This is a genomic window from Eisenibacter elegans DSM 3317, assembly GCF_000430505.1.
Lineage (GTDB): Bacteria > Bacteroidota > Bacteroidia > Cytophagales > Microscillaceae > Eisenibacter > Eisenibacter elegans.
This window is the reverse complement of record NZ_AUMD01000021.1, coordinates 109,565-134,576: the sequence shown is the minus strand read 5'-3', so window position 1 is coordinate 134,576 and position 25,012 is coordinate 109,565. Positions and strand designations below refer to the sequence as shown.

23 protein-coding genes are annotated in these 25,012 nt (G+C 49.1%); 11 read left to right on the top strand and 12 right to left on the bottom strand.

Translation table 11 applies throughout. The features are described 5' to 3' along the window. Positions 1-64: 64 nt before the first annotated feature. Together G499_RS0109405 and G499_RS0109400 are read right to left on the bottom strand one after the other, a co-directional pair. Positions 65-328 carry a hypothetical protein gene (locus G499_RS0109405; RefSeq protein WP_026999733.1) on the bottom strand — a complete coding sequence of 88 codons (264 nt, stop codon included), beginning with the start codon at positions 326-328 and terminating at the stop codon, positions 65-67. A gap of 116 nt (positions 329-444) precedes the next feature. Next, a complete protein-coding gene (locus G499_RS0109400) occupies positions 445-1,047 on the bottom strand; it encodes a sigma-70 family RNA polymerase sigma factor (protein ID WP_026999732.1) in 603 nt (200 codons plus the stop codon). Between the two features lie 70 nt (positions 1,048-1,117). On the opposite strand from G499_RS0109400, the gene G499_RS0109395 reads away from it, so the two are divergent. The 4 genes from G499_RS0109395 to G499_RS19415 are packed head-to-tail and all read left to right on the top strand — an operon-like array spanning position 1,118 to position 4,984. Then, a complete protein-coding gene (locus G499_RS0109395; RefSeq protein ID WP_245576722.1) occupies positions 1,118-1,990 on the top strand; it encodes a glycosyltransferase family 2 protein in 873 nt (290 codons plus the stop codon). A 4-nt stretch (positions 1,991-1,994) separates the two neighbouring features. After that, on the top strand, positions 1,995-2,999 hold the full coding sequence (locus tag G499_RS0109390; protein WP_026999730.1) for a glycosyltransferase family 9 protein: 1,005 nt from the start codon (positions 1,995-1,997) through the stop codon (positions 2,997-2,999). Further along, entirely contained in the window at positions 2,999-3,991 is a 993-nt protein-coding gene (locus G499_RS19420) for a glycosyltransferase family 9 protein (RefSeq protein ID WP_051296127.1), read from the top strand. Before G499_RS0109390 ends, G499_RS19420 begins: the two co-directional genes overlap by 1 nt. Before the next feature lie 36 nt (positions 3,992-4,027). Beyond that, positions 4,028-4,984: a glutamate--tRNA ligase family protein gene (locus G499_RS19415; protein WP_161627725.1), complete on the top strand. Its 957-nt coding sequence runs from the start codon at positions 4,028-4,030 to the stop codon at positions 4,982-4,984. Here the strand turns inward: G499_RS19415 and G499_RS0109375 are convergent. The 6 genes from G499_RS0109375 to G499_RS0109350 form a co-directional block, all read right to left on the bottom strand. Continuing rightward, positions 4,981-6,252: an anti-sigma factor gene (locus G499_RS0109375; RefSeq protein ID WP_026999729.1), complete on the bottom strand. Its 1,272-nt coding sequence runs from the start codon at positions 6,250-6,252 to the stop codon at positions 4,981-4,983. The genes G499_RS19415 and G499_RS0109375 overlap by 4 nt on opposite strands. A 1-nt stretch (position 6,253) precedes the next feature. Further along, a complete protein-coding gene (locus G499_RS0109370; protein ID WP_026999728.1) occupies positions 6,254-6,772 on the bottom strand; it encodes an RNA polymerase sigma factor in 519 nt (172 codons plus the stop codon). A gap of 261 nt (positions 6,773-7,033) precedes the next feature. After that, positions 7,034-8,056, bottom strand: coding sequence for an endonuclease/exonuclease/phosphatase family protein (locus G499_RS0109365; RefSeq protein WP_026999727.1), 1,023 nt, complete (start codon positions 8,054-8,056; stop codon positions 7,034-7,036). Positions 8,057-8,089: 33 nt separating this feature from the next. Further along, positions 8,090-8,875 carry a nucleoside triphosphate pyrophosphohydrolase gene (gene mazG / locus G499_RS0109360; RefSeq protein ID WP_026999726.1) on the bottom strand — a complete coding sequence of 262 codons (786 nt, stop codon included), beginning with the start codon at positions 8,873-8,875 and terminating at the stop codon, positions 8,090-8,092. A gap of 25 nt (positions 8,876-8,900) precedes the next feature. Then, positions 8,901-9,458: a DUF1987 domain-containing protein gene (locus G499_RS19410; protein ID WP_081413730.1), complete on the bottom strand. Its 558-nt coding sequence runs from the start codon at positions 9,456-9,458 to the stop codon at positions 8,901-8,903. Continuing rightward, entirely contained in the window at positions 9,451-10,959 is a 1,509-nt protein-coding gene (locus G499_RS0109350) for a bifunctional ADP-dependent NAD(P)H-hydrate dehydratase/NAD(P)H-hydrate epimerase (protein ID WP_026999725.1), read from the bottom strand. Before G499_RS0109350 ends, G499_RS19410 begins: the two co-directional genes overlap by 8 nt. Before the next feature lie 210 nt (positions 10,960-11,169). Here G499_RS0109350 and murI point away from each other — a divergent pair, with 210 nt between their 5' ends. Beyond that, positions 11,170-12,018, top strand: coding sequence for a glutamate racemase (murI, locus tag G499_RS0109335; protein ID WP_211231606.1), 849 nt, complete (start codon positions 11,170-11,172; stop codon positions 12,016-12,018). A 101-nt stretch (positions 12,019-12,119) separates the two neighbouring features. Next, complete coding sequence (locus G499_RS0109330; RefSeq protein ID WP_154658390.1) at positions 12,120-13,589, top strand: hypothetical protein; 1,470 nt, start codon at positions 12,120-12,122, stop codon at positions 13,587-13,589. A 162-nt stretch (positions 13,590-13,751) separates the two neighbouring features. Here the strand turns inward: G499_RS0109330 and G499_RS0109325 are convergent, their stop codons facing one another. Then, on the bottom strand, positions 13,752-16,247 hold the full coding sequence (locus G499_RS0109325) for a DUF2339 domain-containing protein (RefSeq protein ID WP_026999722.1): 2,496 nt from the start codon (positions 16,245-16,247) through the stop codon (positions 13,752-13,754). 231 nt (positions 16,248-16,478) lie between these two features. Here G499_RS0109325 and G499_RS0109320 point away from each other — a divergent pair, with 231 nt between their 5' ends. Genes G499_RS0109320 through G499_RS0109315 form a run of 3 tightly spaced genes read left to right on the top strand, consistent with a single transcriptional unit; the run spans position 16,479 to position 18,957 of the window. Further along, the gene (locus G499_RS0109320; protein ID WP_026999721.1) at positions 16,479-17,681 is read left to right on the top strand and encodes a DegT/DnrJ/EryC1/StrS family aminotransferase; all 1,203 of its coding nucleotides are present in this window, start codon (positions 16,479-16,481) and stop codon (positions 17,679-17,681) included. Positions 17,682-17,685: 4 nt separating this feature from the next. Then, positions 17,686-17,820: a hypothetical protein gene (locus tag G499_RS22415; RefSeq protein WP_281171868.1), complete on the top strand. Its 135-nt coding sequence runs from the start codon at positions 17,686-17,688 to the stop codon at positions 17,818-17,820. A gap of 48 nt (positions 17,821-17,868) precedes the next feature. Continuing rightward, complete coding sequence (locus G499_RS0109315) at positions 17,869-18,957, top strand: iron-containing alcohol dehydrogenase family protein (protein WP_026999720.1); 1,089 nt, start codon at positions 17,869-17,871, stop codon at positions 18,955-18,957. 365 nt (positions 18,958-19,322) lie between these two features. Here G499_RS0109315 and rny read toward each other — a convergent pair whose 3' ends face one another. The 3 genes from rny to G499_RS0109300 form a co-directional block, all read right to left on the bottom strand. Continuing rightward, positions 19,323-20,903, bottom strand: a complete 1,581-nt coding sequence (gene rny / locus G499_RS0109310; protein ID WP_026999719.1) for a ribonuclease Y — start codon at positions 20,901-20,903, stop codon at positions 19,323-19,325. A 137-nt stretch (positions 20,904-21,040) separates the two neighbouring features. Beyond that, positions 21,041-21,337: a cell division protein ZapA gene (locus G499_RS0109305; RefSeq protein ID WP_026999718.1), complete on the bottom strand. Its 297-nt coding sequence runs from the start codon at positions 21,335-21,337 to the stop codon at positions 21,041-21,043. Positions 21,338-21,438: 101 nt separating this feature from the next. Then, complete coding sequence (locus G499_RS0109300; protein ID WP_026999717.1) at positions 21,439-21,735, bottom strand: hypothetical protein; 297 nt, start codon at positions 21,733-21,735, stop codon at positions 21,439-21,441. A gap of 202 nt (positions 21,736-21,937) precedes the next feature. On the opposite strand from G499_RS0109300, the gene G499_RS0109295 reads away from it, so the two are divergent. Continuing rightward, positions 21,938-23,992 (top strand): thioredoxin domain-containing protein, encoded by a 2,055-nt coding sequence (locus tag G499_RS0109295; RefSeq protein ID WP_026999716.1) that lies wholly within the window; start codon positions 21,938-21,940, stop codon positions 23,990-23,992. A 165-nt stretch (positions 23,993-24,157) separates the two neighbouring features. Then, positions 24,158-24,859, top strand: a complete 702-nt coding sequence (gene aat / locus G499_RS0109290) for a leucyl/phenylalanyl-tRNA--protein transferase (RefSeq protein WP_035727090.1) — start codon at positions 24,158-24,160, stop codon at positions 24,857-24,859. The last annotated feature ends 153 nt before the right edge of the window (positions 24,860-25,012 follow it).

Genomic DNA, 25,012 nt, shown 5'->3' with positions numbered 1-25,012 from the left:
CGGTAGCTTAGAAGCTACAACGGTGTAATATTGTAATCCTCACAAATACTACACCGTCGTAGGACTATTTCGTGTTGGTAAGCATTAAGTTGATTTGAGATTGAATCGTATTGACCAATTCCTCAGGGACACATTTGCCTTGGCAGGCATTCTTAATTTTGTCTTTCAAGCACTTTTCTACCTCGTAGCAGCGCTGGCAATGCTCACAGTTGACGACGTGCTCAAAGAACATTTCCATTACTTCGGCAGAGGCTTCTTGGTCAATGACCAACGGTAGCAAGTCGCTACAACAGGTTTGGCAGGTACAGGAATGTTGTTTTGAATTCATAATATCAAAGACGTTTGGTATGGCGCAAGCAAGTCATCATCTGGATTGAGTGTATAGTTTGGTAATGATTTGTCGGAATAAACCCCGTATAAAACACCCCGTAGGGCCTAAGCTGCTCAGTTGTGCTCAGGTTTGTCTGTCTTATACCCCATTTGTTGGGCGTAGGTTCTTAGTTTTTCTTTAAGAATATTGCGGGCGCGGTGTAGCCTAGAGCGCACCGTACCGATGGGGATATTGAGGATTTTGGACATCTCTTCGTATGTAAACCCTTCAATATCTGATAAAATAATCACTGTTCTGAAATCTACTGCTAAGGAGTTGAGCGCTGTTACGAGCTCGTCCCCTATCATCCCTTGGATAATCTCTACCCGCAAGTCGGTGGTAAGGTTGAGGTCTGTATCAGCGTTTTCAGAATTATAGAAATTCTCAACCTCTTGATAGTCCGTTTTATTTGGCTCTTTGACTTTCTTGCGAAAATCATTGATGAAGTTGTTTTTCAAAATCCTAAACAGCCACGCTTTGGCATTAGTTCCTTTCTGGAAGGATTCGATAAAGCGGAAAACCTTGAGGTATGTATCTTGCACAAGGTCTTTGGCATCGTCTTCGTCGAGTGTCAGACGGAAGGCAAAGTTATATGCCGAATCAATCAAGGGGATGAATTCTTGATTGAAAATCAGATGCTTTTCTTGTTCGCTGTATTTTTGAGGGCTTTTTTCCATGGATTGCGTCGCGTAGGTACAAAAACTTAAAGAGTAGCGGGGGGAAGGTTTAAACAAAAGTACGGATTGTTTGGCAAATTCGCCAACAGATTTGCGGGATAGCGTGATGGTATCGGGCAAATTAATTACTTTTGCAGTATTAGGATTGTATGCTATGTCCCAAATCAGTGCTGTTATCATTACTTTCAATGAAGCTCGCCATATCGAAGCTTGTATTGCTTCGCTGCTGCCGGTAGCCGACGAGATATTGGTGCTTGATTCTTTCTCAACTGATAATACCCCTGCGCTGGCCAAGGCCATGGGCGCTACTGTGGTTCAGCGTGCTTGGGAGGGCTATAGTGCTAGTAAAAACTACGCCAACCAACTGGCAACCCACGACTATGTACTGTCACTTGATGCTGACGAGCGCCTCTCAGAAGCCTTACAAGCCGAAATATTAGCCCTGAAGCCCCAGCTTGCCAACTATGATGCTTATCGAATGCGCCGCCTAAATAACTACTGCGGCCACTGGATTCGCTATGGCAACTGGTATCCTGAAATCAAACTACGTCTTTGGCACAAACAAAAAGGTGCTTGGCAAGGCCTTGTCCACGAGGCTGTCGTGATGGCATCGCCAGCCAAATCCCTGCTGCTCAAACAACACTTGTTGCATTATAATTATGCAACCATTACAGAGCACCTTTCCCAAATCAATAAGTTTACAGACCTATCGGCCCAAGATTATCATCAACGAGGCAAGAAAAAATATGTGCTTTTTTTTATATTGTTCAGCCCGCTGTTGGCTTTTTGGAAAAGTTTTTTGGTGAAACGAGGTTTTTGGGATGGCTACTATGGTTTTTTGGTGAGTATGATGGAAGCCTACGCTACTTTCCTCAAATATGTCAAACTGAAGGCGCTGCGCGAACAGGCCGCTGCCAATTCAACAGAGTCCTCAAAAGTATAAAGAAATGAAGATATTGGTGATTCGCTTTTCTGCCATTGGCGATATTGTTTGGACTAGCCCCACGCTGCGATGCCTCAAAACGCAACTACCCAGTGCCACCATTCACTTTGCTACCAAGGCGCAATACCGCATGATGGTGGCTCAAAATCCCTATATCGATAAAGTACACTACCTAGATCAAGACCTCAACACCTTAATAGACCAACTGAAAGCCGAAAAATTTGACTTTGTACTTGACCTACACAAAAACCTTCGCACAGCTTGGATAAAGCTGCGCCTAGGGGTGAAGAGCTATACTTACCATAAAATGAATTGGCGTAGGTGGCTGTTGGTTTATTGGAAACTGAAAAGGCTTCCTAACGTCCACATAGCCGATAGATACTTGGCAGCTGCTAAGCCCCTAGGCATTCGCCCCGACGGCAAAGGCCTTGATTATTTTTTGGCTACAGAAGAATACCTAGATACCAAGGCAGCACTCCCAAGTGATTTTCACGCTGGTTTTGTGGCTATTGTAACCGGAGCCAGTACTTTTACCAAAAAACTACCTCCGGCCAAACTCATAGAATTGTGCCAATATCTTAATCGCCCAGTAGTGTTGTTGGGCGGTAAGGAGGATAGGGCTACGGCAACTATCGTAACGGAGTACTTTGCCAAACACCCTTTCGGTCGTGTTCGTGTTTTTAATGCCTGTGGGCTCTGGTCGCTCAACCAAGCCGTCTCGATAGCCCAAAAATCACAGGCAGTTATTGGACACGATACCGGATTGACACACATTATGGCGGCCTTTGATGTGCCACTTTATGCCATCTATGGGGGTACTTCTACTCTGGGGTTTCACCCTTACAAAGAAGCCTACCAAATCGTCGAAAATACTCACCTTGCCTGTAGGCCTTGCTCCAAATCGGGTTTAGATAAATGCCCAAAAGGACATTTTAAGTGTATGCAAGATTTAGTATTTGACTTTAAAGTACCCGAATACCATCCTCAAAAAACTCCTAATGACGCATAATGTCTGTTTCTTATCACAATATTGTCATCAGCCGTACTGACAGTTTGGGAGATGTAGTACTGACCTTGCCTCTTTGTGGCTTGATTAAGCAATACTACCCTAATTGTAATATTCACTTTATTGGCCAACATTACACAAAAGAGCTAATCTCACAGTGTGCATACGTTGATTTTTTCTGGGATAAAGCCGAAATACTCCAACAACCAATACTTTGGCAACAAATACAAGCTGATGTGATTGTATTTGCGCTTCCTGATAAATCGATTGCTAGGGCAGCAGCCAAGGCCAAAATCCCTATGCGTATTGGCACAAGTCATCGTTGGTGGCACTGGTTGTATGCCAATAAAAGACCCAGCTTCAGCCGCAAACATTCTGATTTGCACGAAGCACAACTAAACTGCAAGCTCCTAGCACCTCTCGGCATTGAGCAAACTCCTACTCTCGAACAACTAACAGCTTGGATAGGCCTAAAGCCCCCAGAGGGGCTTGATGACATCATCGACCGACCTGTGGGATGGCTCTGTTTGGTCATGCATCCCAAATCAAAAGGAAGTGCCAAAGAGTGGCCTTTGGAATGCTACTTCGCGCTTGCCCAACAGCTACAAGGAGTACCAGTGCAGATTTGCATTACTGGGGTGGCTGCTGAAGGGGCGCATATCCGCCAACGATGCCCTGAACTATTCGCTTTGCCTAATGTAAAAGATCTTACAGGGCAACTCTCTCTGCAAGAGCTGATGCGTTTATTGGCCGATGCTGACTTGATGTTAGCTTGTAGTACTGGGCCATTACATATTGCCGCTGCACTGGGTACCGCCGTGATTGGCCTATATCCACAAGAGCGCCCTACACACCCCGGGCGTTGGCAGCCGCTCGGTCTCGAAGTAGATATTCTCAGTATTGCAGCTCAAAACCATTCAACCTTAGCGGGTATACAGGTGGCTGAGGTTTTGGAAAGAGTTCTTAGGCGGCTTTCATTAGAAAAAACAGCTTAAATCTCAGTTTATCATCCATGGTTTAATTGTTGGAGTGTGTCCCTTTTTTCTCTCGCTACCCAAACCCCTGCATTACACACACGCATAGCGCCTACACCTTCGGGCTGGCTACATGTGGGCAATGCCTTTGGCTTTGTGTTGGCTTGGTTGTGCGTGCGGCATGCGCCCAATGGGCGATTACATCTGCGCATTGATGATATTGACGCAGCGCGCACGCGGCAAGCGTTTGTAGAAGATATTTTCCAAACCCTCGATTGGCTTGGTATTGAGTGGGACAGCGGCCCTAGCTCCGTTGTTGATTTTTATACCAACCATTCACAGCAGCTGCGCCTCGCCCAGTACTACAATACACTCGAATCCCTTGCCGAAAAACAACTGTTATTTGCCTGCACTTGTAGCCGAAAACAGCTCCAAGAGCTGCACCCAAGAGGCTTGTATACAGGTACTTGTGTGGAGAGGTGCTTGCCGCTTCATACTGCTGAAGCAGCTTGGCGTTTGAACACCATGTCGGATGCTATTGTCAGCTACGCCGAATGTCATCCAATCCTCCAACAAGTCGAGGTTTCCATTGGCACACAAGCGCCCTACCCTGTGTTGAGGGGTAAAAATAGGCTGCCCGCATATCAGTTGGTATCTGTCTGGGAAGATGTAACACAGGGCATCGATTGGGTTGTTCGTGGAGAGGATTTGCGCGATTCTACCGCCCTACAAGTCTATCTGGCAGGGCTCTTGCCGGAGTTAGTTGATTTTCAGAAGTGTATGTTTTTGCACCACCCACTCGTAACCCTACATGGGCAGAAGCTATCCAAATCAGCAGGAGCCAAGGCCATTCAGTCGCTTAGGGGACAAGCCGACGGGCGCAGTCGTTTTTTTACGGCCGTGGCACAGGCCTTGGGGCTGCCTGTGGCTGTGCCCGATTTGGAACAATTGTACCAAGCCTGTCTGGCTTATCCCGTACAAGGCCTTGAGCCTTCGTCGCTGGCCATACTCTAGTGGTGGAGGGATTGGAGCAACTCTTGCGCCCGCTGGCGCACACGTGCCGCAGTCTGGGTATTTTGTGCCAATGCGTTAAGGTAAGGCGCAGCGCCTTGTGGTTGTGCTTGGGCTACCCAATCGAGGATAGTCCATAGAAGCGTCTCTGGCTGCCGGTCGATATTCAAGCAACCCAGTACTGCTGTTTGTACTTCGGAGCGCTGCTTTTGCGCTCCCAACTGCTCAAATGCGCCCAACTGTTGCTCTAAGCTATGCTGTTGTGGCGTTTGGAGTATTGCGATGAGGGGCTTCCATTGACTGTCTTGATAAGCTCGCCCAGGGCTATCAGCGATAGGTGCAGTATTGGGCGCAAGACCCTGCCTAGTCTTGACCATCTCCTCTTCCGCATCTTCGTATATGACAGCTTCATTGCGAGTGGCACGTTGTGTATCACGGCTACGGTCGCGCTCCTTTCTTTGCTTGTCTTCACGCACAAGTAGTTGCTGTTTTTTTTGGGTACTACTTCTCTGGTTGGGCGCTACTCCGGTAACGACTGCACTTTGTATTGTTTCTTCTTCCGATTTGTCTGCCCAAACCTCCTTCATCGCGTTTTCTTCTTTGGGTGCTTCTACACTTCTCAATACCTCTTGGTACATAAGCATTTTGACAGACTCATCTTCTGCACCTTCTACCACAATACGGTCTAATTGTGTACGTATTTTCTGTTTTGGCGTGTCTGCGAGCGCTTCTTCTTCGAAGTTTGCGGGTGTTTCTTCCTCTTGGGTAGACTCTGTTGTTGGGGTGGGGTGTTCGGGGGTCTGCTCTTTGGTAGCTGTGGTTTTTTCAGACTTGACAGCTAGGTTGTCCGTTTCGAGCAAGGGCACTATGCCCCAGATAACCGTCATGTACCCTATTCCCACCAACAATACCATCGCGGCGGCAGTAGCCACCCAGCGGGGCTGCTGGCTCCAAAGTTTGCGTAGTCGATGCCCGTTTTTCAGCTCACCACTTCGCTGTATTTGCATAGGTGCTACCGTTGGTGTATTGGCGATAGCACCTTCCAACATCGCATAAAATCGTTCTTTACTTTTAGCAGACGGTTTTTCTAGGGGCAATGCATCCAAGCCTCCCCAGAGCTGCTGGGTATCTTCCCAAGCTTCTTGGCAAGCGGGGTCGTGGGCTATCCAATAATCCACCTCTTGCTGCTGTTGTGTATCTAGCCGCCCTTTAAGATAATCTACCAAGTACAACTGCGCTTCTTCCGCACTCATCTGTGGCTTGCGTTCCATCTTAGTATTTTTTATGAAAAATTTCCTTCAAACTTTTGAGCGCCCGGTGTACTTTTACCCGGGCTGCGTTTTCTGTAATACCAAAAACCGCAGACAGTTCCTTGTATTCCATTTCTTCCAACTGACTTAGCACCAGTATTTCCCGCTTATCTTCAGGCAGCCTATTGATGGCCTCATACAAAGTTTGGATTTGTTCCTCGTGTTCAAGGCTTCGGTCTTCCGTCGAGAGCTGTAGGTTACGCTCCGTCTGGATTGGGTCTAGGGGGTCGGTGAGGTATTTTTGTTTTTTGAAATGGTCAGCTTTGACATTTCGCGCAATACTATAAAACCACGATTTAAAAGCCGCCTCGGGCTTGTAGGTATGCTTGTATTTCAGAATGCGCTCAAATACGGTCTGTACTAAGTCTTCACATAATTCCTCATCGTTGACGGTACGCCTATAAAAGTTGTACAGGCGTATATGATAACGCTCAAAAAGCAACCCAAGCTGTTGGGTTTGCCCTTGGCAAACTTGCTGCATCAAATGTTCGTCGGTTGGGGCTGTGTCCAATGCAATGACTGTCTAGTGGGGTATACTTCGCATGATACAAAAATATTACAAAAAACCCAGACTTTTATCCCGTATATGCGGCTTGTGTGGTAAAATACCCTGTGATACTCTCCAATACCTCTTGACATCGATGCCGGTTATTATACCAAGATTCACAAGATTTGATTTCCTTGATTATCAAGGATTCTCCATGCGTAGATTTCCCAATCCAATTTTGGGTAGGTATAAAAATTACCGGAGGCGTTTGAGTATGGCCATAATGGGTAGGTGATCGGAGGCGGTTTGCATTTCGTTTAATACCCGGTATTGGCGCAGCTCCCAAAATTTTGGGTTATAAAAAATATAGTCAATGTGTACATCCGGCTTATCGGCAGGGTATGTGCATTGTTCGCGCTGGCTGAAAAGCTCCGGCACACAGGCCGAGGCCAATGTAGGCTCTGCCAAGATAAGGTCTATTACTCTCTCATAGTCAGCGCTTTGTCGATAGGCTTCCGTGGGCGCGTTGCTATTGAAGTCTCCGATGAGCAACACCGGACGCTGCTCTGGGCGATAGCTGCGGTAGATGTTCAACAACTCTTCCGTCTGAGCTTCGCGAGCAGGGCCGTCAAACGCCTCTAGGTGTACATTAATCAACACCAGCGTATCTCGCCCATATTGAAGCTCTACTACCTGTGCCAAACGGTCAAGGTAGAAGGCATTGTAGTAAAAGGGTGCATTTTTGACCTTCTGCAAAGCAATGCGCTTGTGTGACAAAATCGGGTAACGACTGTGTACACTTTGCCCGGAAAGCACCCTGCCAAAATGCAAGGCCGGATTGACCGCATAGGGGAAGGGTACATAGTTTTTATCCCAATTGACTGCGTCGGCACGGTAGCCAAAGCCTAGCCGTGTGGCGATTACCTCTGATTGGTTGTTATCAAAAGCCCTCCGACCGCCATAATCTATCTCCTGATACCCCACCACATCAGGCTTTAAGTGCTTGAATATCGACTTTACGTGCAGCATATTGCTATCTACAAAAGCCTGAGTACGAGGAAGTGGCAAGTTGTTGGTCATCCCTGCAAGGTAGCCAATATTGAAAGAGACCAATACCAGACTGTCGCTTTGGGTGGGTGTTTGTGCATTGGGCAACACATAAGTCTGGGTCAATTCGGCCTCTGAAAGCTTGCCGGCGCTTCCCCAAAAATAAAAAGTAGTAACAGACAGCATCCCGACGAGCAGGAGGCTGAGTATAAACCGCACAAAGACTTTCATTGAGATTAAATTAGGTATTAGTGATGCGCTATTTTAGAGGCCTTTGGCCTTGGCTTCATTCCAAAAAACATCCATTTCGGCCAAGGTCATATCAGGGAGTTGTTTGCCCAAGGCCTGCGCCTGTGTTTCAAGATATTGGAAACGTCGGATAAATTTTTGGTTGGTACGTTCGAGCGCCGCTTCGGGGTCTATATTGGCAAAGCGGGCATAGTTGATGAGTGCAAAGAGCCAGTCGCCCATTTCGGCTTCGGCTTGGTCGGGGTCGTGTCGTACTTCGGCAAACTCTCGGGCCTCTTCTTCGACCTTGGCCCAGACTTGCTCCGGGGTATCCCAATCGAAACCTACTCCACGGGCTTTTTCTTGTAATCGGAAAGCTTTGACGAGGGCGGGTAGCGCTTCGGGCACTCCACTGAGCACCGAGCGGTTGCCTTCTTTGAGCTTGAGCGCTTCCCAGCGTTGACGTACTTGGCCTTCGTCGCCGGCTTCGACTTCCGCATAGATGTGTGGATGGCGGCGTACAAGTTTCTCACACAGTTGTGTGATGACTTCCTCAATCCCAAAGCCTTGGCTTTCGGAAGCTATTTTGGCATAAAAAACAATGTGTAACAGCAGGTCGCCCAATTCTTTTTTGACCTCCTCCCAGTCATCGGCCACAATAGCCGAAGACAACTCATACGCCTCCTCGATGGTCAAGCGGCGGAGACTCTCCTTGGTCTGGACTTTGTCCCAAGGGCAGTGTGTGCGCAGGTCGTTCATAATCGCCAGTAGGCGGTCAAAGGGCGCTAAAGATGCGTCGGGTGGCGTTGCTAAAGGGGGCATTGGTTATGGTGTTGTATCGAGAATATTAGGCGTTTGGTAGGGGGGAGTCGTTGAGTGTATCTGGGTCATCATCATCATCAAAAACATCTTCATCTTCCTCCAAATCAATTTCACTATCCGTGTCTACTGTAGAGACAAAGCGTACGTCTTCTTCCTCCTCATCGTCGTCAGGATAAAATTCATCCTCATTGAGGTTGTCGGGCAGATTCGTTACGACTAGCTCAAAAGGCAGCTTGGTCAAAGAGCTAAAATACTCACCCAGTTCATACATATCCTCATCTTCTTCCTCTGCGCGCCACTCTACCATGACGCTATGGCCGTTGAGGTAAAATTCTTCTAGCATTTTGAGCATATTCATCAAAATAGCCGAAGTATTGGTATTGAAATAATTAAACTCTAGTCGAAAGCGTGTATCTGCGTTTTCAGACTGAGCGATATACATTTCGAGTGCTTGTAGCAATGGGCGATAAAAATCATCGGCATCTTCGGGGATAGATACGCCTTTGATTTCAAAAAGCCCTTGGTTGAAGTCAAACAAGACTTCGGGGGTCTCGATGGTTTTTTTGATGCTAATGTTATCCATTATATGCTTGTTTAAATACCCTAGCAGTGGCGCTGATAATATCTGAAGCCAGCAAAGCAGCCTGTCCTAGTTGTTGTGCGGCGGCATCGCCTGCGGCTCCGTGAACATAAACCCCTAAGCAGGCGGCCCTCATCGGGGAATAACCCTGTGCCAAAAGCGCCGTAATGATACCTGTGAGCACATCTCCGCTTCCGGCGGTAGCCATTCCCGGGTTGCCGGTGTTGTTGAACCAAAGCTGCCCTTGGGGCGTAGCAATGGCAGTATGCCGGCCTTTGAGTAGTACAATCGCTTGGTATGTTTTTGCAAAATAGCACAAACGGTTGAGTCGTTCCAAACTATCCGTACTTTTTCCTGCGAGGCGCTCAAACTCCTTAGGGTGTGGGGTCAAAATACTGTAGGGTGGTAATTGGGTTAAGAGCGTTGGTTTTTGTGCCAATAAATTCAGCGCATCGGCATCGAGCACGAGCGGTGGCAAGTTCGGTTTTGACAGAAACGCCTCCAAGGCGTTTAAAGTTTCAGCAGCTTGGCCCAACCCTGGGCCTATGGCAATGGCCTTGTAGACTTGGGTATCGGGAGGGTGTTGCCAACAGTCTTCGGCCTCATCAGGGCTAATCATTACCTCTGGCAATTGTGTTTGTAGGGGTAACAAGCCACAAGCGGGCAGGTGTACTGTCAACAACCCAACTCCTGCGCGGAGGCAGGCCTCCGCTGCCAAGGCCGCTGCGCCTATCTTGCCTTTGCTGCCTGCTATCAACAGTGCATGGCCATAAGTACCCTTGTGCGAAAATAGTGCCCGTTTGTGCCACCACGGAGCAATATCCGCGTCGGTCAATACATGATATGGGCTTTCTGTTTGGCAACTATACTCAGGGTGCAACCCTATGTCGAGGCAGTGCCATTTGCCTACAAACAATTCATTATCAGGCAATAACATCGCCAATTTAGGTGTTTGCAGCGTCAATGTATGTTGTGGTCTTATGATAGCCTCAGCTGTTTTTCCCAGTCCTTCGGCCTGTAATCCTGAGGCGATATCGACCGAGATGATGGGCAGCCCGCTCTCGTTCATCCAGCGGATGGTATCAGCCAACAGCCCCTCGGCGGGGCGGTTCAGCCCGGAGCCTAGCAAGGCATCTACTAGCAAGGTGTGAGGCGGAGGTGTTGGTAAATCAGTTACTTGGTATACCCAGTGAAGCGCATCAAGCTCCTGCCAGCGCCGTGCATTGATTTGCCAGTCGGGGCTACCCTGCGCACTGTGTGCGACAATCCATACCGATACGGCATACCCTCGTTGGCGCAACATTCGGGCCACAGCCAGCCCGTCGCCGCCATTGTTGCCCATCCCCGCTACTACCAACACCGGGTTCGCCGTGTTGTAGTGTGTTACCCACCAACGCACCAAGGCCGCCGAAGCCCGCTCCATCAAGGCGATAGAAGCAATAGGCTCTTGTGTTATGGTATACGCATCCCAGGTGCGTATTTGGGCGGCAGTAAATAGTTTCATTCAATAATGGAGGGATATTCGGCCTTGTAAAAATACAGCAAAAAAGCAGATTTAACAATCAATGTCAGGGCTTCCGTACCGAAATACTGCGTAACAGTCAAAATCCGAGCTTTTGGGCTTGTGCGTGTCTCACTTCATTTTTGGGGCAAAAGCCCTGCCTTTTATCCCACCTTGTGTACCTTTGTTGCCTAGCTCATTTGCTTTATGGAGATGCTTCATTCACAAGGCCCCATTGGGGTGTTTGATTCAGGGTTGGGCGGGCTGTCGGTTTGGCGACATTTAGCCGCCCTATTGCCCCAAGAGTCTTTTATCTATATGGCCGATAGTGCCCACTGCCCCTATGGCACACGCCCGGCTGAAGAGATTGTACAACTCTCCCGGCAGCTGACCGAAACCCTACTCTCACAGGGAGCCAAGCTCATTGTAGTAGCTTGCAACACGGCTACGGCGGCGGCCATTACGGCCTTGCGGCAGCAATACCCACAGGTACAGTTTGTGGGGATGGAGCCGGCGGTCAAGCCTGCTGCCCTCCAAACCCGTAGCGGTCATATTGGGGTGTTGGCCACCGCCGGCACGCTGAAAGGGCGGCACTTCCACCAAACCCTGCAAGCTTATGCTCAGCATATCACCGTCCATACCCAAGTAGGCGAAGGCCTGGTCGAAATCGTAGAACAAGGCCACCTCCACACACCCGAGGCCGAAGCCTTGCTCCGCCGCTATGTCGAGCCGATGTTGGCCGCCGGCATCGATCAGTTGGTTTTGGGCTGTACACATTACCCCTTCCTGATGCCTCTCTTGGAGCGTATCATCGGCACTCAGCCCGTACAAATCATCGACCCCGCCGGGGCGGTCGCCAAGCGAACGCAACAATGCCTCCACACCCAAAATCTGGCCACCTCCTCAACAACACTCCCGCAATACCGGTTCTTGACTACAGGGAGCGCCCAGGGGCTTGCCCTTTTTTTGGAACAATGGCAATTATTGCCCCTAGGCCACGTTCCTAGCATACAGTCGGTAGACTTAGACCCCTTGGGTTATACCAAAATTCATAAGATTTGATTTTCTTGATTCCCAAGGATTTTCAACAGATATATCTCCCAAACCAATTTTGATTGGGTATAAAACACGCACCGCAACAAAGTACTGAAAGCAAAAAACCGATGACACACACCAGATTTTCTTTTTGGGACTTCCCCCTTCGGGGTCGGGTTGGACGGCCATACTCCTCGCACTTTGTGCTGTGGGGTACTGCTCGTGGGCTACACCCGCATACTTTGCGCTCTCGCGCTAAGATGTCCCTAAGCAGTGTACGCACGCATACCTCTTTCTGCAGCCTTAGCCTTTTGTGGTGGCTCAGCCTCCTTGTGTGGCCGCTCCACGCCCAGCAAAAGAACCCTGTTGCCGAAACCCTGGCCCAACAAGCCTTACGTCAACAAACAACTCGCTACACCTTTGCCCAAACGCCTCATCGTGCGCTGCAGATGTCCTTCGACAATCACCTCATCGTCAGTGCCGAAGACCTACAAACCCTCAAAAACAAACAAATAGATTCGGTACATCTCGTCTATACTGATTTCCCCAAGGGGCGCAACTTCGACGAGCTAAACCGCAGCCGCATTTACGAAGTAGCCAAATACCTACCCCAGTTGATTGACACCAACATTCCGTGGCGTTACATCGCCCAGACCTACGCCCAAACCTACCCCGATGCGCAGGCGATGTTTCACGGTATCGTGGTGTTTTTCACCGCCCTACCCGATACCCAAACCCCCACCGACCAAGGCCTGACCACCCAACAGCCCGACCGCCAACCCGACAACGACGGAGGGGGTGGGAACAATACCACCACTTATGACGATCCTATCCCCATCCCCGAGCGCCTACTACCCATAGAAGATGCGCCCAATATGGACTATCGCCAGCCTCAAAATATCTACCAAATCGTCGCCCAAGATTATGTAACGCCCGACTCTACCGTCTTCAAGGCTGTAGGCCGCAATTGGCAACAATGGCCCAAAAATGTAATTGTCGTCGATTGGACAGCCAGTATGTACCACTATGGCGCACAGCTCTTGGTATGGTTTCGGAAAAACGAGCCCTCGCGAGAATCCGTGCGGATGCTGCTATTTTTCAATGATGGCGACAGCAAGTCTGCTGCCGAAAAGGTCATTGGCCGAACAGGAGGGCTACACCGCAGCCCCTCGATGAGCAGCCAAGACATTGTGGAGACAATGGCACGCGCCGCCAAAGCCGGTAGCGGAGGAGACTTGCCCGAAAACGACCTCGAAGCCCTGCTCTATGCCGCCCGCAAACACCCCGAAGCGGCCAATATCATCTTCATTGCTGACAGCAAGTCTACCGCCCGCGATATACAGCTCCTGCCCGAGCTGATCCGTGTGTGTCGCACCCACAACCAGCAAGTACATGTCATCCTCTGCGACGCTGACCAAGGCATCCAACCCGACTATATCGCCATTGCCTACGGCACCAAGGGCTCGCTCCATACAATGGAAAACGACTGGTATGACCTCAACACACTCGAAACCAAACAGGGGCTAGTCATTGGAAAGGTGCGCTACCGCTTCTTAAATGACAAAATCATTACCAAAACCCTTAAAAAACAGCCCTGAATAGGCTCCTCAGGCGTGGCTTTCCCCAAACAAAACTATGTGATTAATGAGGTCTTAATTTGTCTCGGAGCTAGAACTCCGAGCTACTTTTCCAAAAATGTCCAGTGGTGTGAGCGGTAATCCACTTGGAGATTGCCAAGTGGATTCTTCGCCAAGCCGATACTAAAAGGAATCTGTTGTTTCTGTAGGATTGTTGGGGGCATCCTCCGGTTCATCAGTAGCCAGAATCACCTCTTTGTATTTTTGGTACAAGAAGGCCGTAACCAAGAACAAAACCGATAATATCAAGAAAGTAATGATGCGCGCCAGTGTCTCCATCCGGATAATATCGACCGTAAAGATTTTGAGCAGCACCAAGCCTACAAAGGCCATTCCAGTCAGGCGCAGGGTACGCTGGCGGCTCCAGATACCGAAGGTCATCAAGCCTACCGCATAAGCACCCCAAAGGATAGTATAACCTGTGCCATATACAAACTCAAGCTTGCTGTAGAGCATTTTGAGGCTATTGATAGGGCTTTGTATAATTTGGGCATAGGCCAAAGCCCGTACCTCACAGCTCAGGAAACACAACACCCATACGTGTGTGAGGAAGACTAGGGTATTGTGTGAGGATTTGAATAAAGGCCACTGCTTCTGAGTCAGGCGCAGCGCTGCCGCTATCAGCAGCAAGTAGGCCGCATAAAATCCTATCCGGGCGAAAAGCAGCCCGGGCAAAAGTTCCTTGTCTAGCACCATAGCTTCATAGTAGCTATTGAGCAGATTTTGGGTAGTAATCACGCCCAGCACTCCACCTATCGGCAACACTATGCTGCTCAATTGTATCGCCCACTGCGTAAAGTCTGCCTGTAGGTGGTTCATTCCTATCAAGAGCATCATTGTCAAGAACAGGGCTGTATATATTGTAGCGCCCAAGAGCCAATAATACGACCAAAATACGGCATTTTCATACCCTTGAACGCCATATTTAGCCACCCAATAGAGGCTGTTGTGCCATTCTAATAAGCCCAATACATAGACTGTAAGGAGGAGTGTCAACAGCAGTAGCGATCTAGAGATATGGCTGGTATTTTCTTCCATTTCGGGTCTATTAAGCCAATATACCCAAAAGCCCAAAACTGCCACAACAAAAACACTGCTCACAAAAACACTGTTGAAAACAGGGCGCAGCAAGGTATTGTCGGTATATTCTAACCAATTGAAGAGTGTAGACAACAAGGCAATCAGCAAGGCAAAGTTAGCCGCAATACGAAACAGTGGTGAAAGCCCCCTGCCCGCCAACACCAACAGGGCGCAAGACTCGATGGCCCAGAATATCGCCGTTATCCTCCCTTGGAAGAGCAAGGGAATAGCTACCGTAATGCCGCTGAAAGCCAGCAAGAAAATCGTTTTGTTCAGCTCACGATGAGTGCCGGTTTGGTCATTTTGATACTGACGAAACCACAGCACCGCGAGCACCGCCGTATGCATCAGCCCATTGGCAAGGGCAAAAAGTCCTCTGTAAACATCCGAAACATCCCATAACCAAGCCACCAAGACAATCAACCACTGGTCTGACCATACTGAGGTCGTATCTGCATAGTTTGTCGAGAATATCGTCAGGCCAAGGGCAAAATACAGCCCTGCATTGAGCAACACCCAGAAGCGTTGTGATTCCTCCTTGGGGGCTTGCCAGGCCTGAGACACCCAAACACCATAAAAAAGCAAGAAAAACACGGTCGAAAAGACCGCAGCCGTATACCAGTCGTTTTGGTTAGCAGTGGTATACCATATCAGAAATGCACCCCAAGTAAATAGAAAGGCAAAATAGCTCAATACTTGCCATCGTTTATACAGAGCCAACCACAGTACCGCCCCATTGAGCAAGGCCATATACCCGAAAAACAAATGCATTCCTTGGTTGGCCGAATTGCCCAACAAAATAGGCACTACATAAGCTCCAACAATCCCCAAAAGGGCTACCAACTCGTGATTCATCCGTATAGCTGCACCGGTAGCAAAGACCGAAACAAGTACCAGCATCGCAAAAATCACCCCTGGGGGCAGGGTCAATATTTCAAAACTATAGCCTAGATAGGTTGTGAAATACAACAACGAACATCCCCCCCCCAAGAGCAAAGCAGCATAATTGGAGTAGTTTTTTTCGAGCCTGTAGGCTACTCCTACCAACACCATACCGGCCACATAAGACAAGGCCACGCGCATCATCGGAGAGATGAGGTTGTTGGTAACGGCATAACTGATGAGCGTGCCCATCCCAATGAGGAGTAAAAACATCCCGATTTTGCCCAAAATATTACCTCCAAGATAATTCTCCCAATCTTGGGTCGTTGGAGAGGGGGCGAAGTCTTGGGGCGGCGGTGCTTGTGTGTCTTCTTTGGGGGGGGCTATTGGAGTCTCAACCCTTTCCTCGGTTTGCTTTAATGCCTCTACTCGCTTCGAGGCCATCTCAAAAGCCGTCGGTTGGGCATCAAGCTCGGAAGCAAAGGCTTGAGGCTTACTAGGCTCAAGGGGCGCTTGACGATTTATAATATCGCGCCGCAATAGCGTCATATCATTCTGTAGCAAGACCACTTGTTGTTGGATGCGCCCCAAAGTAGCTTGTAGGTTATTAATACGGGCTTGTAATATTTCAAGCTGACGAGCCTGTTCAGGAGTCATAGGTGAATGCGTTTAGTCATCAGAGCTAGTGGCTAATTTACAAGAAAGCTTTGGAGTTGAGGAATGTTCTGCTGTTTTTTTGTTGCTTATCTGAATTTTCTGCTGTTGATGTCAGCCAAAGCACGTGAGGCTTGGTATTGGCAATAAAAAATCAGCCGGCATTCGTCAAAATCCTAGTTGGCTGCGTAATTTTGTAGGACTAGTCAATTCATTCACCTAAAAAATGAGATTATGCCGGGTTCAGAATTATTCGGCGCTGAAGAGCGTAAAGAAGTAAACGATGTGCTCGAAACGGGCATTCTTTTCCGATACAACCACGACAACCTCCGCAACGGCCATTGGAAGGCCAAAGAATTTGAGGCTGAGCTGGCCAAATTTACGGGAGCCAAATACGCCCATACCTGCACCAGCGGCTCTACTGCCGTAGCCATTGCAATGGCTTGCTGTGGTATTGGTGCCGGCGACGAGGTTATTGTCCCGCCCTTCACTTACATCGCCACGGTAGAAGGCGCACTCCTCGGCGGGGCAGTCCCTGTGTTTGCCGAAATCGACGAGACCCTCTGCCTCAGCCCCGAAGGCATCCGTGCCGCCCTTACCCCACGCACCAAGGCCGTCGTGCTGGTGCATATGTGTGGCTCTATGGCACGCCTCGATGAGATTATGGCCATCTGTGAAGAGCACAACCTCCTGCTCATCGAAGATTCGGCTCAGGCTCTGGGCGCTACCTACAAGGGCAAACACGTAGGCTTGTTTGGCAAAATGGGCTGCTTCTCTTTTGATTTCTTCAAGATCATCACTGCCGGCGAAGGTGGAGCGGTCATCACCAACGACCCCGTCTTATACGATTATGCCCACCAATACTCTGACCACGGCCACGACCACATCGGCGACAACCGTGGCGCCGAGCAACACCCCATCGTAGGGTTCAACTACCGCATGGGCGAGCTCAACGCCGCCGTAGGCCTAGCCCAAGCCCGAAAGCTGCCCTACATCATCGAACAGCAACGCAAACACAAAAAAATACTGCACGACTGTCTGGCACAGTTCCCCCAAATCAGCTTCCGACACATCCCCGACCCTGCCGGTGATGCCGCTACCTTTATCGACTTCTTCTTGCCCGACGAAGCCACCACCCGCAAAGTACAACAAGCCTTCCAAAAGGCCAGTATCGGAGTGCAATATTGGTATGACAACAACTTCCACTACATCAAAAACTGGGAGCACCTCCGCGAGATGAAAACCATCGCCAAAGTACACGCCCAAACCCTCGATGAGCTGCCACAAGACTACCGCACCATCCACCTCAATCTCCCCAAAACAGATGAGGTCATGCGCCGTTTGCTCTCTATGGTCGTGCGCGTTACTTGGACCGAAGACGAGCTGAAAGCCTTTACCCAACAGCTCACCGCTGTCTTGCGCGAAGCCTTGGCCTAAGCACTTGTTTAAAACCTCACTGCCGGAGGGAGACCCTAGGTTTGGGGCTTCCCCCTTCGGGGTCGTGCTGCGCCGCTGTACTCCTCGCTTCGCTGCGGGGTACTGCTGGCGCATCACTAAGCCGCTTACGCCTGTGTAGCCCCCCAACGTTTATACTCCTTACCACCCAAACGCTTCCACACACAATATGACAAATACTTGGAAAAATTTTAAAAGCGTTGATAAGACCGTCTTCGGAGCCGGTAGCTTCAACCAACTCGACGATATCTTGGCTGCCAAACGCCCTACACCCGAAGCCCCAATGATTTTCTTGGTAGACAACTACTTCAAAGACAAGCCTCTCGCGCAGCGCGTGCCCGCCCACGCCCACGACATGCTCCTGTTTGTGGATGTAGACGACCACGAGCCTACCACTGAGCAAGTAGACCAGCTCCGCGACCATATCCTACAGACCAAGGGCTTGCCCGCCGGCGTAATCGGAATTGGTGGCGGTAGCGTGATGGACATCGCCAAGGCTGTTGCCCTGATGCTCACCAACGAAGGCTCCTCTACCAAATACCAAGGGCTAAATCTTATCCAAAAACCAGGCGTATACCACGTAGGTGTACCCACTATCTCGGGTACTGGCGCAGAGGTATCGATGACTGCCGTACTGACTGGGCCTGAGAAAAAACTCGGCCTCAAATGCGACTGGACGGTGTTTGACCAAATCGTGCTTGACCCCGAGCTCATCGCCGATGTCCCCCGAAACCAATGGTTCTATACCGGAATGGATACCTATATCCACTGTGTAGAATCAATGAACGGACACTACAAAAACACCTTTAGCGAAGCCTACGGCTATAAGTCTATCGACCTCTGCCAAGATGTATATCTCCGCGATGGCTTTGGCCAAACACCAATCAACAACGAAAAACTGATGGTCGCCTCATATATGGGCGGACTTAGCCTGACCTACTCAGAGGTGGGTGTGTGCCACGCTCTTTCTTATGGGCTGTCTTTTGTATTCGGAACGCGCCACTGCATCGCCAACTGCATCATCTTCCCCCACCTTGGCGACTACTACCCTCAGGGAGTCGAAGAGTTTAACCAGATGGTGGCCAAAAATAATATCCACATCCCTCAAAATCTTGCCAAAGACTGGACAGATGCCCAAATCGAACAGATGATTGACGTAACCTGGGCACTCAAACATATGTGGAATCACGCCATCGGTCTCGATTGGGAACAGAAACTCAAAAGAGAAGATATTCGCGCCATTTACGAAAAAATGTAGCCTTTCCACACCACTGGGCATTTTTGGAAAAGCTGAGGTTTCATTTTGGGGTACAATGAGACTTAACCCACAGTTTTAACTGTGGGATTTGAAAATGTCCAGTGGTGTGTAGCTTTTCAATAAATATACCCGACTACAATTGGTTTGGGAAATCAGCTCCTGTAAATTTCCAAATCTTGTGAATCTTGGTATAACTTGCCCATTCCCGAAGCAGTACAATGGCGATATCCGCACAAAGACACCCCTCTTAGGCTACTTTGGGTAGTTTTTCTGAATGCTCTTCCAAACAATAAAACCCGTCTGGAAACATTGTTTCCCAAACGGGTTTGTTTTTTTACCCAAGAAGTAGATTATCTCTTGAGCCACTATTTGGCATAACTCACGGCGCGCATTTCGCGGATGACCGTTACTTTTACTTGACCCGGGTACTGCATTTCCGTTTCGATTTTCTTAGAGATTTCAAAAGACAGCATGCTCGCTTGCTCATCCGATACGTGGTCGGCATCTACAATGACACGCAGCTCTCGTCCGGCTTGAATGGCATAACATTTTGTAACCCCATTGAAGGAGAGCGCCAGCGCTTCTAGGTCGTGTAGGCGTTTGATGTATGACTCCATCACCTCGCGTCGAGCGCCCGGGCGTGAGCCGGAGATAGCATCACAGGCCTGTACGATGGGCGAGATGAGCGAAGTCATTTCGATTTCGTCGTGGTGAGCACCAATAGCATTACACACCTCTGGGTGTTCTTTATACTTTTTGGCCAGCTCCATCCCAAGGATGGCGTGTGGGAGATCGGTTTCGTCTTGGTATACCTTGCCGATATCGTGTAAGAGGCCGGCACGTTTGGCCAGTTTTGCGTTTAGCCCTAGCTCCGAAGCCATCACTGCGCAAAGCTTGGCTACCTCGCGAGAGTGTTGGAGTAGGTTTTGGCCATACGAAGAACGGAAGCGCATCCGCCCAACGAGCTTGATGAGCTCGATGTGTAGGCCGTGAATGCCTAGGTCGATCACCGTACGCTCTCCAAGTTCTAAGATTTGCTCTTCGATGCTTTTCTGTGTTTTGGCCACTACCTCTTCGATGCGGGCAGGGTGAATACGCCCATCGGTAACGAGGCCTTGTAGGGCTTGGCGGGCAACCTCTCGGCGCACAGGGTCAAAGCCTGAAATAATGATGGCTTCGGGGGTGTCATCCACAATGATTTCTACTCCGGTGGCGGCTTCGAGCGCACGGATGTTACGCCCCTCGCGGCCAATGATTTTACCTTTTACATCATCGCTATCGATATGGAAAATCGACACACAGTTTTCGATGGCGTGTTCGGCAGCCGTGCGTTGGATTGTTTGAATGACGACCTTTTTTGCTTCCTTGGTGGCAGTCAGGCGTGCTTCTTCCAGCGCGTTTTTGATATCGGAGGCGGCTTGTGTTTCGGCCTCTTGTCGCAGCGCCTCCATCAGTTGTTGTTTGGCTTCTTCGGCGCTGAGATGCGCTATTTTCTCCAGTTGTTTTACTTGCGAGAGTCGCAAGCGTTCGGCCTCTTCTTTTTTCTTATTGACCAAATCGGCTTGCTCTTGCAAGCTTTCTTTGAGGGCATTCAGCTCCGCCTCGCGGCGTTTGGTCTGTTCCATCAGCTTGGTGAGGTTTTGCTCCCGTTGTTTGAGCTTGTTTTCGTTGCCGATGATTTGGTTTTTCTTGCGGTTGGCTTCTTCTTCAAACTCGGCCTTGAGTTTCAGAAACTTCTCCTTGGCTTCGAGCAGGCGGTCTTTCTTTTGGTTTTCGCCATCTTGCACAATGCTTTTGGCTTGCATTTTTGCCTGTTCGATTAACTGTTGGCCTTTGGCTTCGGCTTCTTGCTCTTTGCGTTTGAGTACTTTCTTGAGCAAGCTGCGGTCTATCGCGATTCCTATCACGATAGAAATGAGGGCAGTGAGGGTTATATATACTATCATTGACGGGGAGTGGACTTTTAAATCATTCTACCATAATACACCATAGGTGGTAGCGGTGCGATCCCGATAACAACGACAGAACGAATGAAGAGAGGATGAGAACAAACTAAAAAACTAATACAAGTACCCGCTGAGGCCTAGTCCAATTTGAGGGCTGAGGTAATCAGCTCGTCCCATTTTTGAAGCTTTTGATTCAGGAGCGATTGGGTCGATTCGCTTTCTGTCTGCTGCCCCAGCAGCGCTACCATACAATCAAAGGCCACCATTGCGAGCAGGTCTTGGCGATCTTCGATTTGATAATTCTCGCGGTAGCTTTGGATGCGTTCATTGAGTTGTCGACCAGCTTTGCGGAGCAATTCTTCAGTATCGACACTGGTACGCATCGGGTATTCCCGTTCAGCAATTTTTATTTTTATAGAAAGCTTTTCGCCCATACTTGCATCGCTTCTTTCAACGATTAATAAACTAAATAGTGCTAAGCGTGATTTGGTTGAAGCGTCATACCTTAAATAAGACCAAACCACAAAAGCATATATTATTTACCCAAAAGGGCAATACACTTGTCTACTTCGTCGATATATTCGTCTAGTTTCTTTTTAAGTTCTACGGTATCTTCTGTTCCGGTTGCTATTGAGGCAACAATACTACTAAAATTTTCTTGATTATGAAAAGTATCTAATTCTTCTTTTTGTTTTTTGACGGTTTCTTGTAGTTGAATATTTTCTTCTACCAATCGTTCGTTCTCTTTTTGGTAGGTATTGCACTTGATGACCAGTTTATGGAGCTTTTTTTCGAGTGCTTGCAATTGCTCTACTAATATTTCTTGAGACATAGGGCTTGCAAGGGGTTTTTAGGTGAGAGAGAATAATAGGCAATAAAGCAAAAATACAGGTTGTAACCTAGAAATGCAATTAAAATTTGCAATATAGCCAAAACCTGCTTTATACTGCCCCTCGTGTCGTCTTGTTTGTATGGTGAGTGTTTGTACTGCTCGCCCCTATTTATTATCTTGAGCCATATTTAGCCACACCAATATGAAACCCAATAGCAGCCCCAACCGACTCATCCACAGTGCCAGCCCTTACCTCCAACAACACGCCTACAACCCCGTCGATTGGTATCCTTGGGGCGAAGAGGCGCTCCAACGTGCCAAAACAGAAGACAAACCGCTGTTGCTCAGTATTGGGTATTCGACCTGCCACTGGTGTCATGTGATGGAAGCCGAATCTTTTGGCAATGAAACTGTAGCTACTTTGATGAACCAACACTTTGTCTGTATCAAAGTAGACCGCGAAGAGCGCCCCGATATTGATACGGTGTATATGGATGCGGTATCGGCCTTGGGGCAGCGGGGCGGGTGGCCGCTCAATGTGCTCCTAACCCCAGAGGGCAAGCCTTTTTATGGAGGCAGTTATTTCCCTCCTGAAGAATGGATAGCGCTTTTGGCCAATGTGGCAGACGTTTTCCAGACGCGCCGCCAAGAGCTAGAGGATAGCGCAGAGGAGTTGGCAAAGGCTATTCAAAGTAGTGAAGTGCAAAAATACCAGCTCTTTCCGGCTGCAGTACAAACATACAAGCCCGAAGTCCTCAGGGAGATATTCCAAAAACTGGCCGAAGATTTTGACCCTGAATATGGGGGGCTGCGCCAAGCGCCCAAATTCCCAACGCCTACGCTCTATTGGTTTTTGATGTATTATTACGAAGCTACCCAAGACCCGATGGCCAGGCATCATCTCTTACTTTCGCTAGAACGGATGGCCAAGGGGGGGATTTATGACCCTGTCGCCGGCGGATTTACCCGCTATTCGGTAGATGCGTCTTGGTTTCTGCCACATTTTGAAAAAATGCTCTACGATAGTGCCCAATTACTCGGCCTGTATGCGCGTGCCTATACCCTTGAGCCTAGTCCGCTATTCGCTCAGGTCGTAACTGATACCGCCGATTTCTTGTTGCGGGAGCTACAAGCACCACAAGGGGGCTTTTATACCGCCGTCGATGCTGCTATTGATGGGGTAGAGGGGAAATATTATTGCTGGACTTATGCCGAGCTACAGGCCTTGTTCTCCGAGGCAGATTTGGCACAGTTGGCAGCCTACTATGAGCTTCGCCCAGAAGGCAACTGGGAAGAGGGCAAGAATATTCTGTACAGTAAGGTCGATGATGAAGCCTTTGCCCAAGCTCATCGGCTAAGCCCTGAGGGCTTACAGGAGGTCAAAACCTTTTGGCACCACACCCTGCGCCAAGCACGCTCCCAACGCCCACGTCCACATACCGACCAAAAGCAGCTCTGTGCTTGGAATGCGCTCGCAATCACAGGATTGCTCACGGCCTACCGTGTCTTTGGCCAAGAACGCTGGTTGGAGGCGGCTCTCAGCTGTGCTCAAATGATTGAACAAACCTTGCGCAGCCCCAAAGGAACGCTGTACCGAAGCCCCAAATCTGATAATGGGCCGGCTATCGAGGCCTACCTAGAAGATTATGCCGCTCTCATAGAAGCGTATACTGCTTTGTACCAAACTACCTTCGACAGCTCTTGGCTTGCTAAGGCAGAGGCCCTTGTTCGGGGCGCACAAACACATTTTTGGGATGAGACTGAGGGGCTTTTCTTTTTTACTGCTGCCCATGCAGCCCAGCTTATTGCCCGCAAAAAAGAAATATTCGATGGGGTTATGCCTGCATCCAACTCTGCCATGGCGCTTAACCTACACCGCCTAGGCCTGCTGCTCGACAAGCCCCAGTGGCGCAAACAAGCCGCTGATATGCTCAGCCTAGTATCGCCTCAGCTCAGTACCAATGCCGAATACCTTAGCAACTGGGCCTGCCTCTATGCGATGTTGGCAGTGCCTACTGCCGAGGTCGCAATGGTAGTTGCCGACCCACAAACGGCCTCCCGCCAGCTTGACCGTCAGTTTGTGCTCAACTACCTTGTGGCCGCCAAAACACCTGATGCGCCCAGTGCGTTACCTCTCCTACACCAAAGGCAAGCCCTCAACGGACAGGACACCTACTATGTGTGTTTTGAACAAGCTTGTCAGTTGCCCGTACATACGCTCGAAGCAGTGCTAACCCAAATACAAAAGCGAAATTGACAACCTGTATACGACCTCTCTCTGTGATTGTCAGAACATACATTACCCAATTTTGATTCGGTATAAAGTAGGGATTTTTGCCAATATAAGCCTCAATCTCGACCATAGGCTTGCCATAATAGTTCCGTGGTAGGGTTATTGGCTCTGTTACACCAAACGATTACTATGTATTATTTCCTAGACCAAAACCTGTACTTCCCCCCCGTAGAGCTAGCCGACGAAGACGGCATTTTAGCCCTTGGTGGCGACCTCTCCCAAGAGCGCCTTTTGTTGGCCTACCGCTCGGGTATTTTCCCGTGGTATTCGCAAGGCGACCCCATCATCTGGTGGTCGCCCAACCCGCGCTTTGTCCTCTATCCAAAGAACCTGAAGGTTTCTAAAAGTATGCGCACAATTTTGCGCCAAGGGCGCTTCCGTGTCAGCTTCGACCAAGCCTTCGAGCAAGTCATAGGTGCTTGCCGCCACATCCCCCGCTCCGGCCAATATGGTACTTGGATTACCGACGAAATGCTACAAGCCTACCTAGACCTACACCACCAAGGCTACGCACACTCCGTAGAAGTATGGCAAGATGAGCAACTCGTCGGGGGGCTGTATGGAGTCAGTATGGGAAGGGTCTTTTTTGGCGAATCGATGTTCAGCAAGGTCAGCAATGCCTCTAAAGCAGGATTCTTGACACTGACCCAAAAACTCGCCCAACTCGACTTCCAACTCATCGACTGTCAGGTACATACTACCCATCTCGAAAGCCTAGGCGCTATACATATTCCTCGAACAACATTTGTGCAACAACTTCACCATCTCTTGCGAATTCCTACTTGGCGCGGGAACTGGCAAAGCCTAGAACAGGTAGGTATCGATTATTGATGATGTCGGAATCAATACCAAGATTCAAATCATTAAAGGATTGGATAGATTTGATTTTCAGGGATTTTCAGCGTACATTACCCAAACTAATGCTGACTAGGTGTTACTTCCAAACTACCTCCCCCATAACACACAAACAATTTGGATATACAG

Excerpts from the sequence above, each read along its gene's own strand:
- G499_RS19420 (WP_051296127.1), top strand. The coding sequence starts at position 2,999 with ATGTCTGTTTCTTATCACAATATTGTCATCAGCCGTACTGACAGTTTG.
- murI (WP_211231606.1), top strand. The coding sequence starts at position 11,170 with ATGCTTCATTCACAAGGCCCCATTGGGGTGTTTGATTCAGGGTTGGGC.
- G499_RS0109375 (WP_026999729.1), bottom strand. The coding sequence starts at position 6,252 with ATGGAACGCAAGCCACAGATGAGTGCGGAAGAAGCGCAGTTGTACTTG.
- aat (WP_035727090.1), top strand. The coding sequence starts at position 24,158 with ATGTATTATTTCCTAGACCAAAACCTGTACTTCCCCCCCGTAGAGCTA.
- G499_RS0109370 (WP_026999728.1), bottom strand. The coding sequence starts at position 6,772 with ATGCAGCAAGTTTGCCAAGGGCAAACCCAACAGCTTGGGTTGCTTTTT.
- G499_RS0109315 (WP_026999720.1), top strand. The coding sequence starts at position 17,869 with ATGACAAATACTTGGAAAAATTTTAAAAGCGTTGATAAGACCGTCTTC.
- G499_RS0109325 (WP_026999722.1), bottom strand. The coding sequence starts at position 16,247 with ATGACTCCTGAACAGGCTCGTCAGCTTGAAATATTACAAGCCCGTATT.
- G499_RS0109350 (WP_026999725.1), bottom strand. The coding sequence starts at position 10,959 with ATGAAACTATTTACTGCCGCCCAAATACGCACCTGGGATGCGTATACC.
- G499_RS0109300 (WP_026999717.1), bottom strand. The coding sequence starts at position 21,735 with ATGTCTCAAGAAATATTAGTAGAGCAATTGCAAGCACTCGAAAAAAAG.
- G499_RS0109305 (WP_026999718.1), bottom strand. The coding sequence starts at position 21,337 with ATGGGCGAAAAGCTTTCTATAAAAATAAAAATTGCTGAACGGGAATAC.
- G499_RS0109295 (WP_026999716.1), top strand. The coding sequence starts at position 21,938 with ATGAAACCCAATAGCAGCCCCAACCGACTCATCCACAGTGCCAGCCCT.
- G499_RS19410 (WP_081413730.1), bottom strand. The coding sequence starts at position 9,458 with ATGGATAACATTAGCATCAAAAAAACCATCGAGACCCCCGAAGTCTTG.
- rny (WP_026999719.1), bottom strand. The coding sequence starts at position 20,903 with ATGATAGTATATATAACCCTCACTGCCCTCATTTCTATCGTGATAGGA.
- G499_RS0109365 (WP_026999727.1), bottom strand. The coding sequence starts at position 8,056 with ATGAAAGTCTTTGTGCGGTTTATACTCAGCCTCCTGCTCGTCGGGATG.
- G499_RS0109390 (WP_026999730.1), top strand. The coding sequence starts at position 1,995 with ATGAAGATATTGGTGATTCGCTTTTCTGCCATTGGCGATATTGTTTGG.
- G499_RS0109320 (WP_026999721.1), top strand. The coding sequence starts at position 16,479 with ATGCCGGGTTCAGAATTATTCGGCGCTGAAGAGCGTAAAGAAGTAAAC.
- G499_RS0109400 (WP_026999732.1), bottom strand. The coding sequence starts at position 1,047 with ATGGAAAAAAGCCCTCAAAAATACAGCGAACAAGAAAAGCATCTGATT.
- mazG (WP_026999726.1), bottom strand. The coding sequence starts at position 8,875 with ATGCCCCCTTTAGCAACGCCACCCGACGCATCTTTAGCGCCCTTTGAC.
- G499_RS0109330 (WP_154658390.1), top strand. The coding sequence starts at position 12,120 with ATGACACACACCAGATTTTCTTTTTGGGACTTCCCCCTTCGGGGTCGG.
- G499_RS0109405 (WP_026999733.1), bottom strand. The coding sequence starts at position 328 with ATGAATTCAAAACAACATTCCTGTACCTGCCAAACCTGTTGTAGCGAC.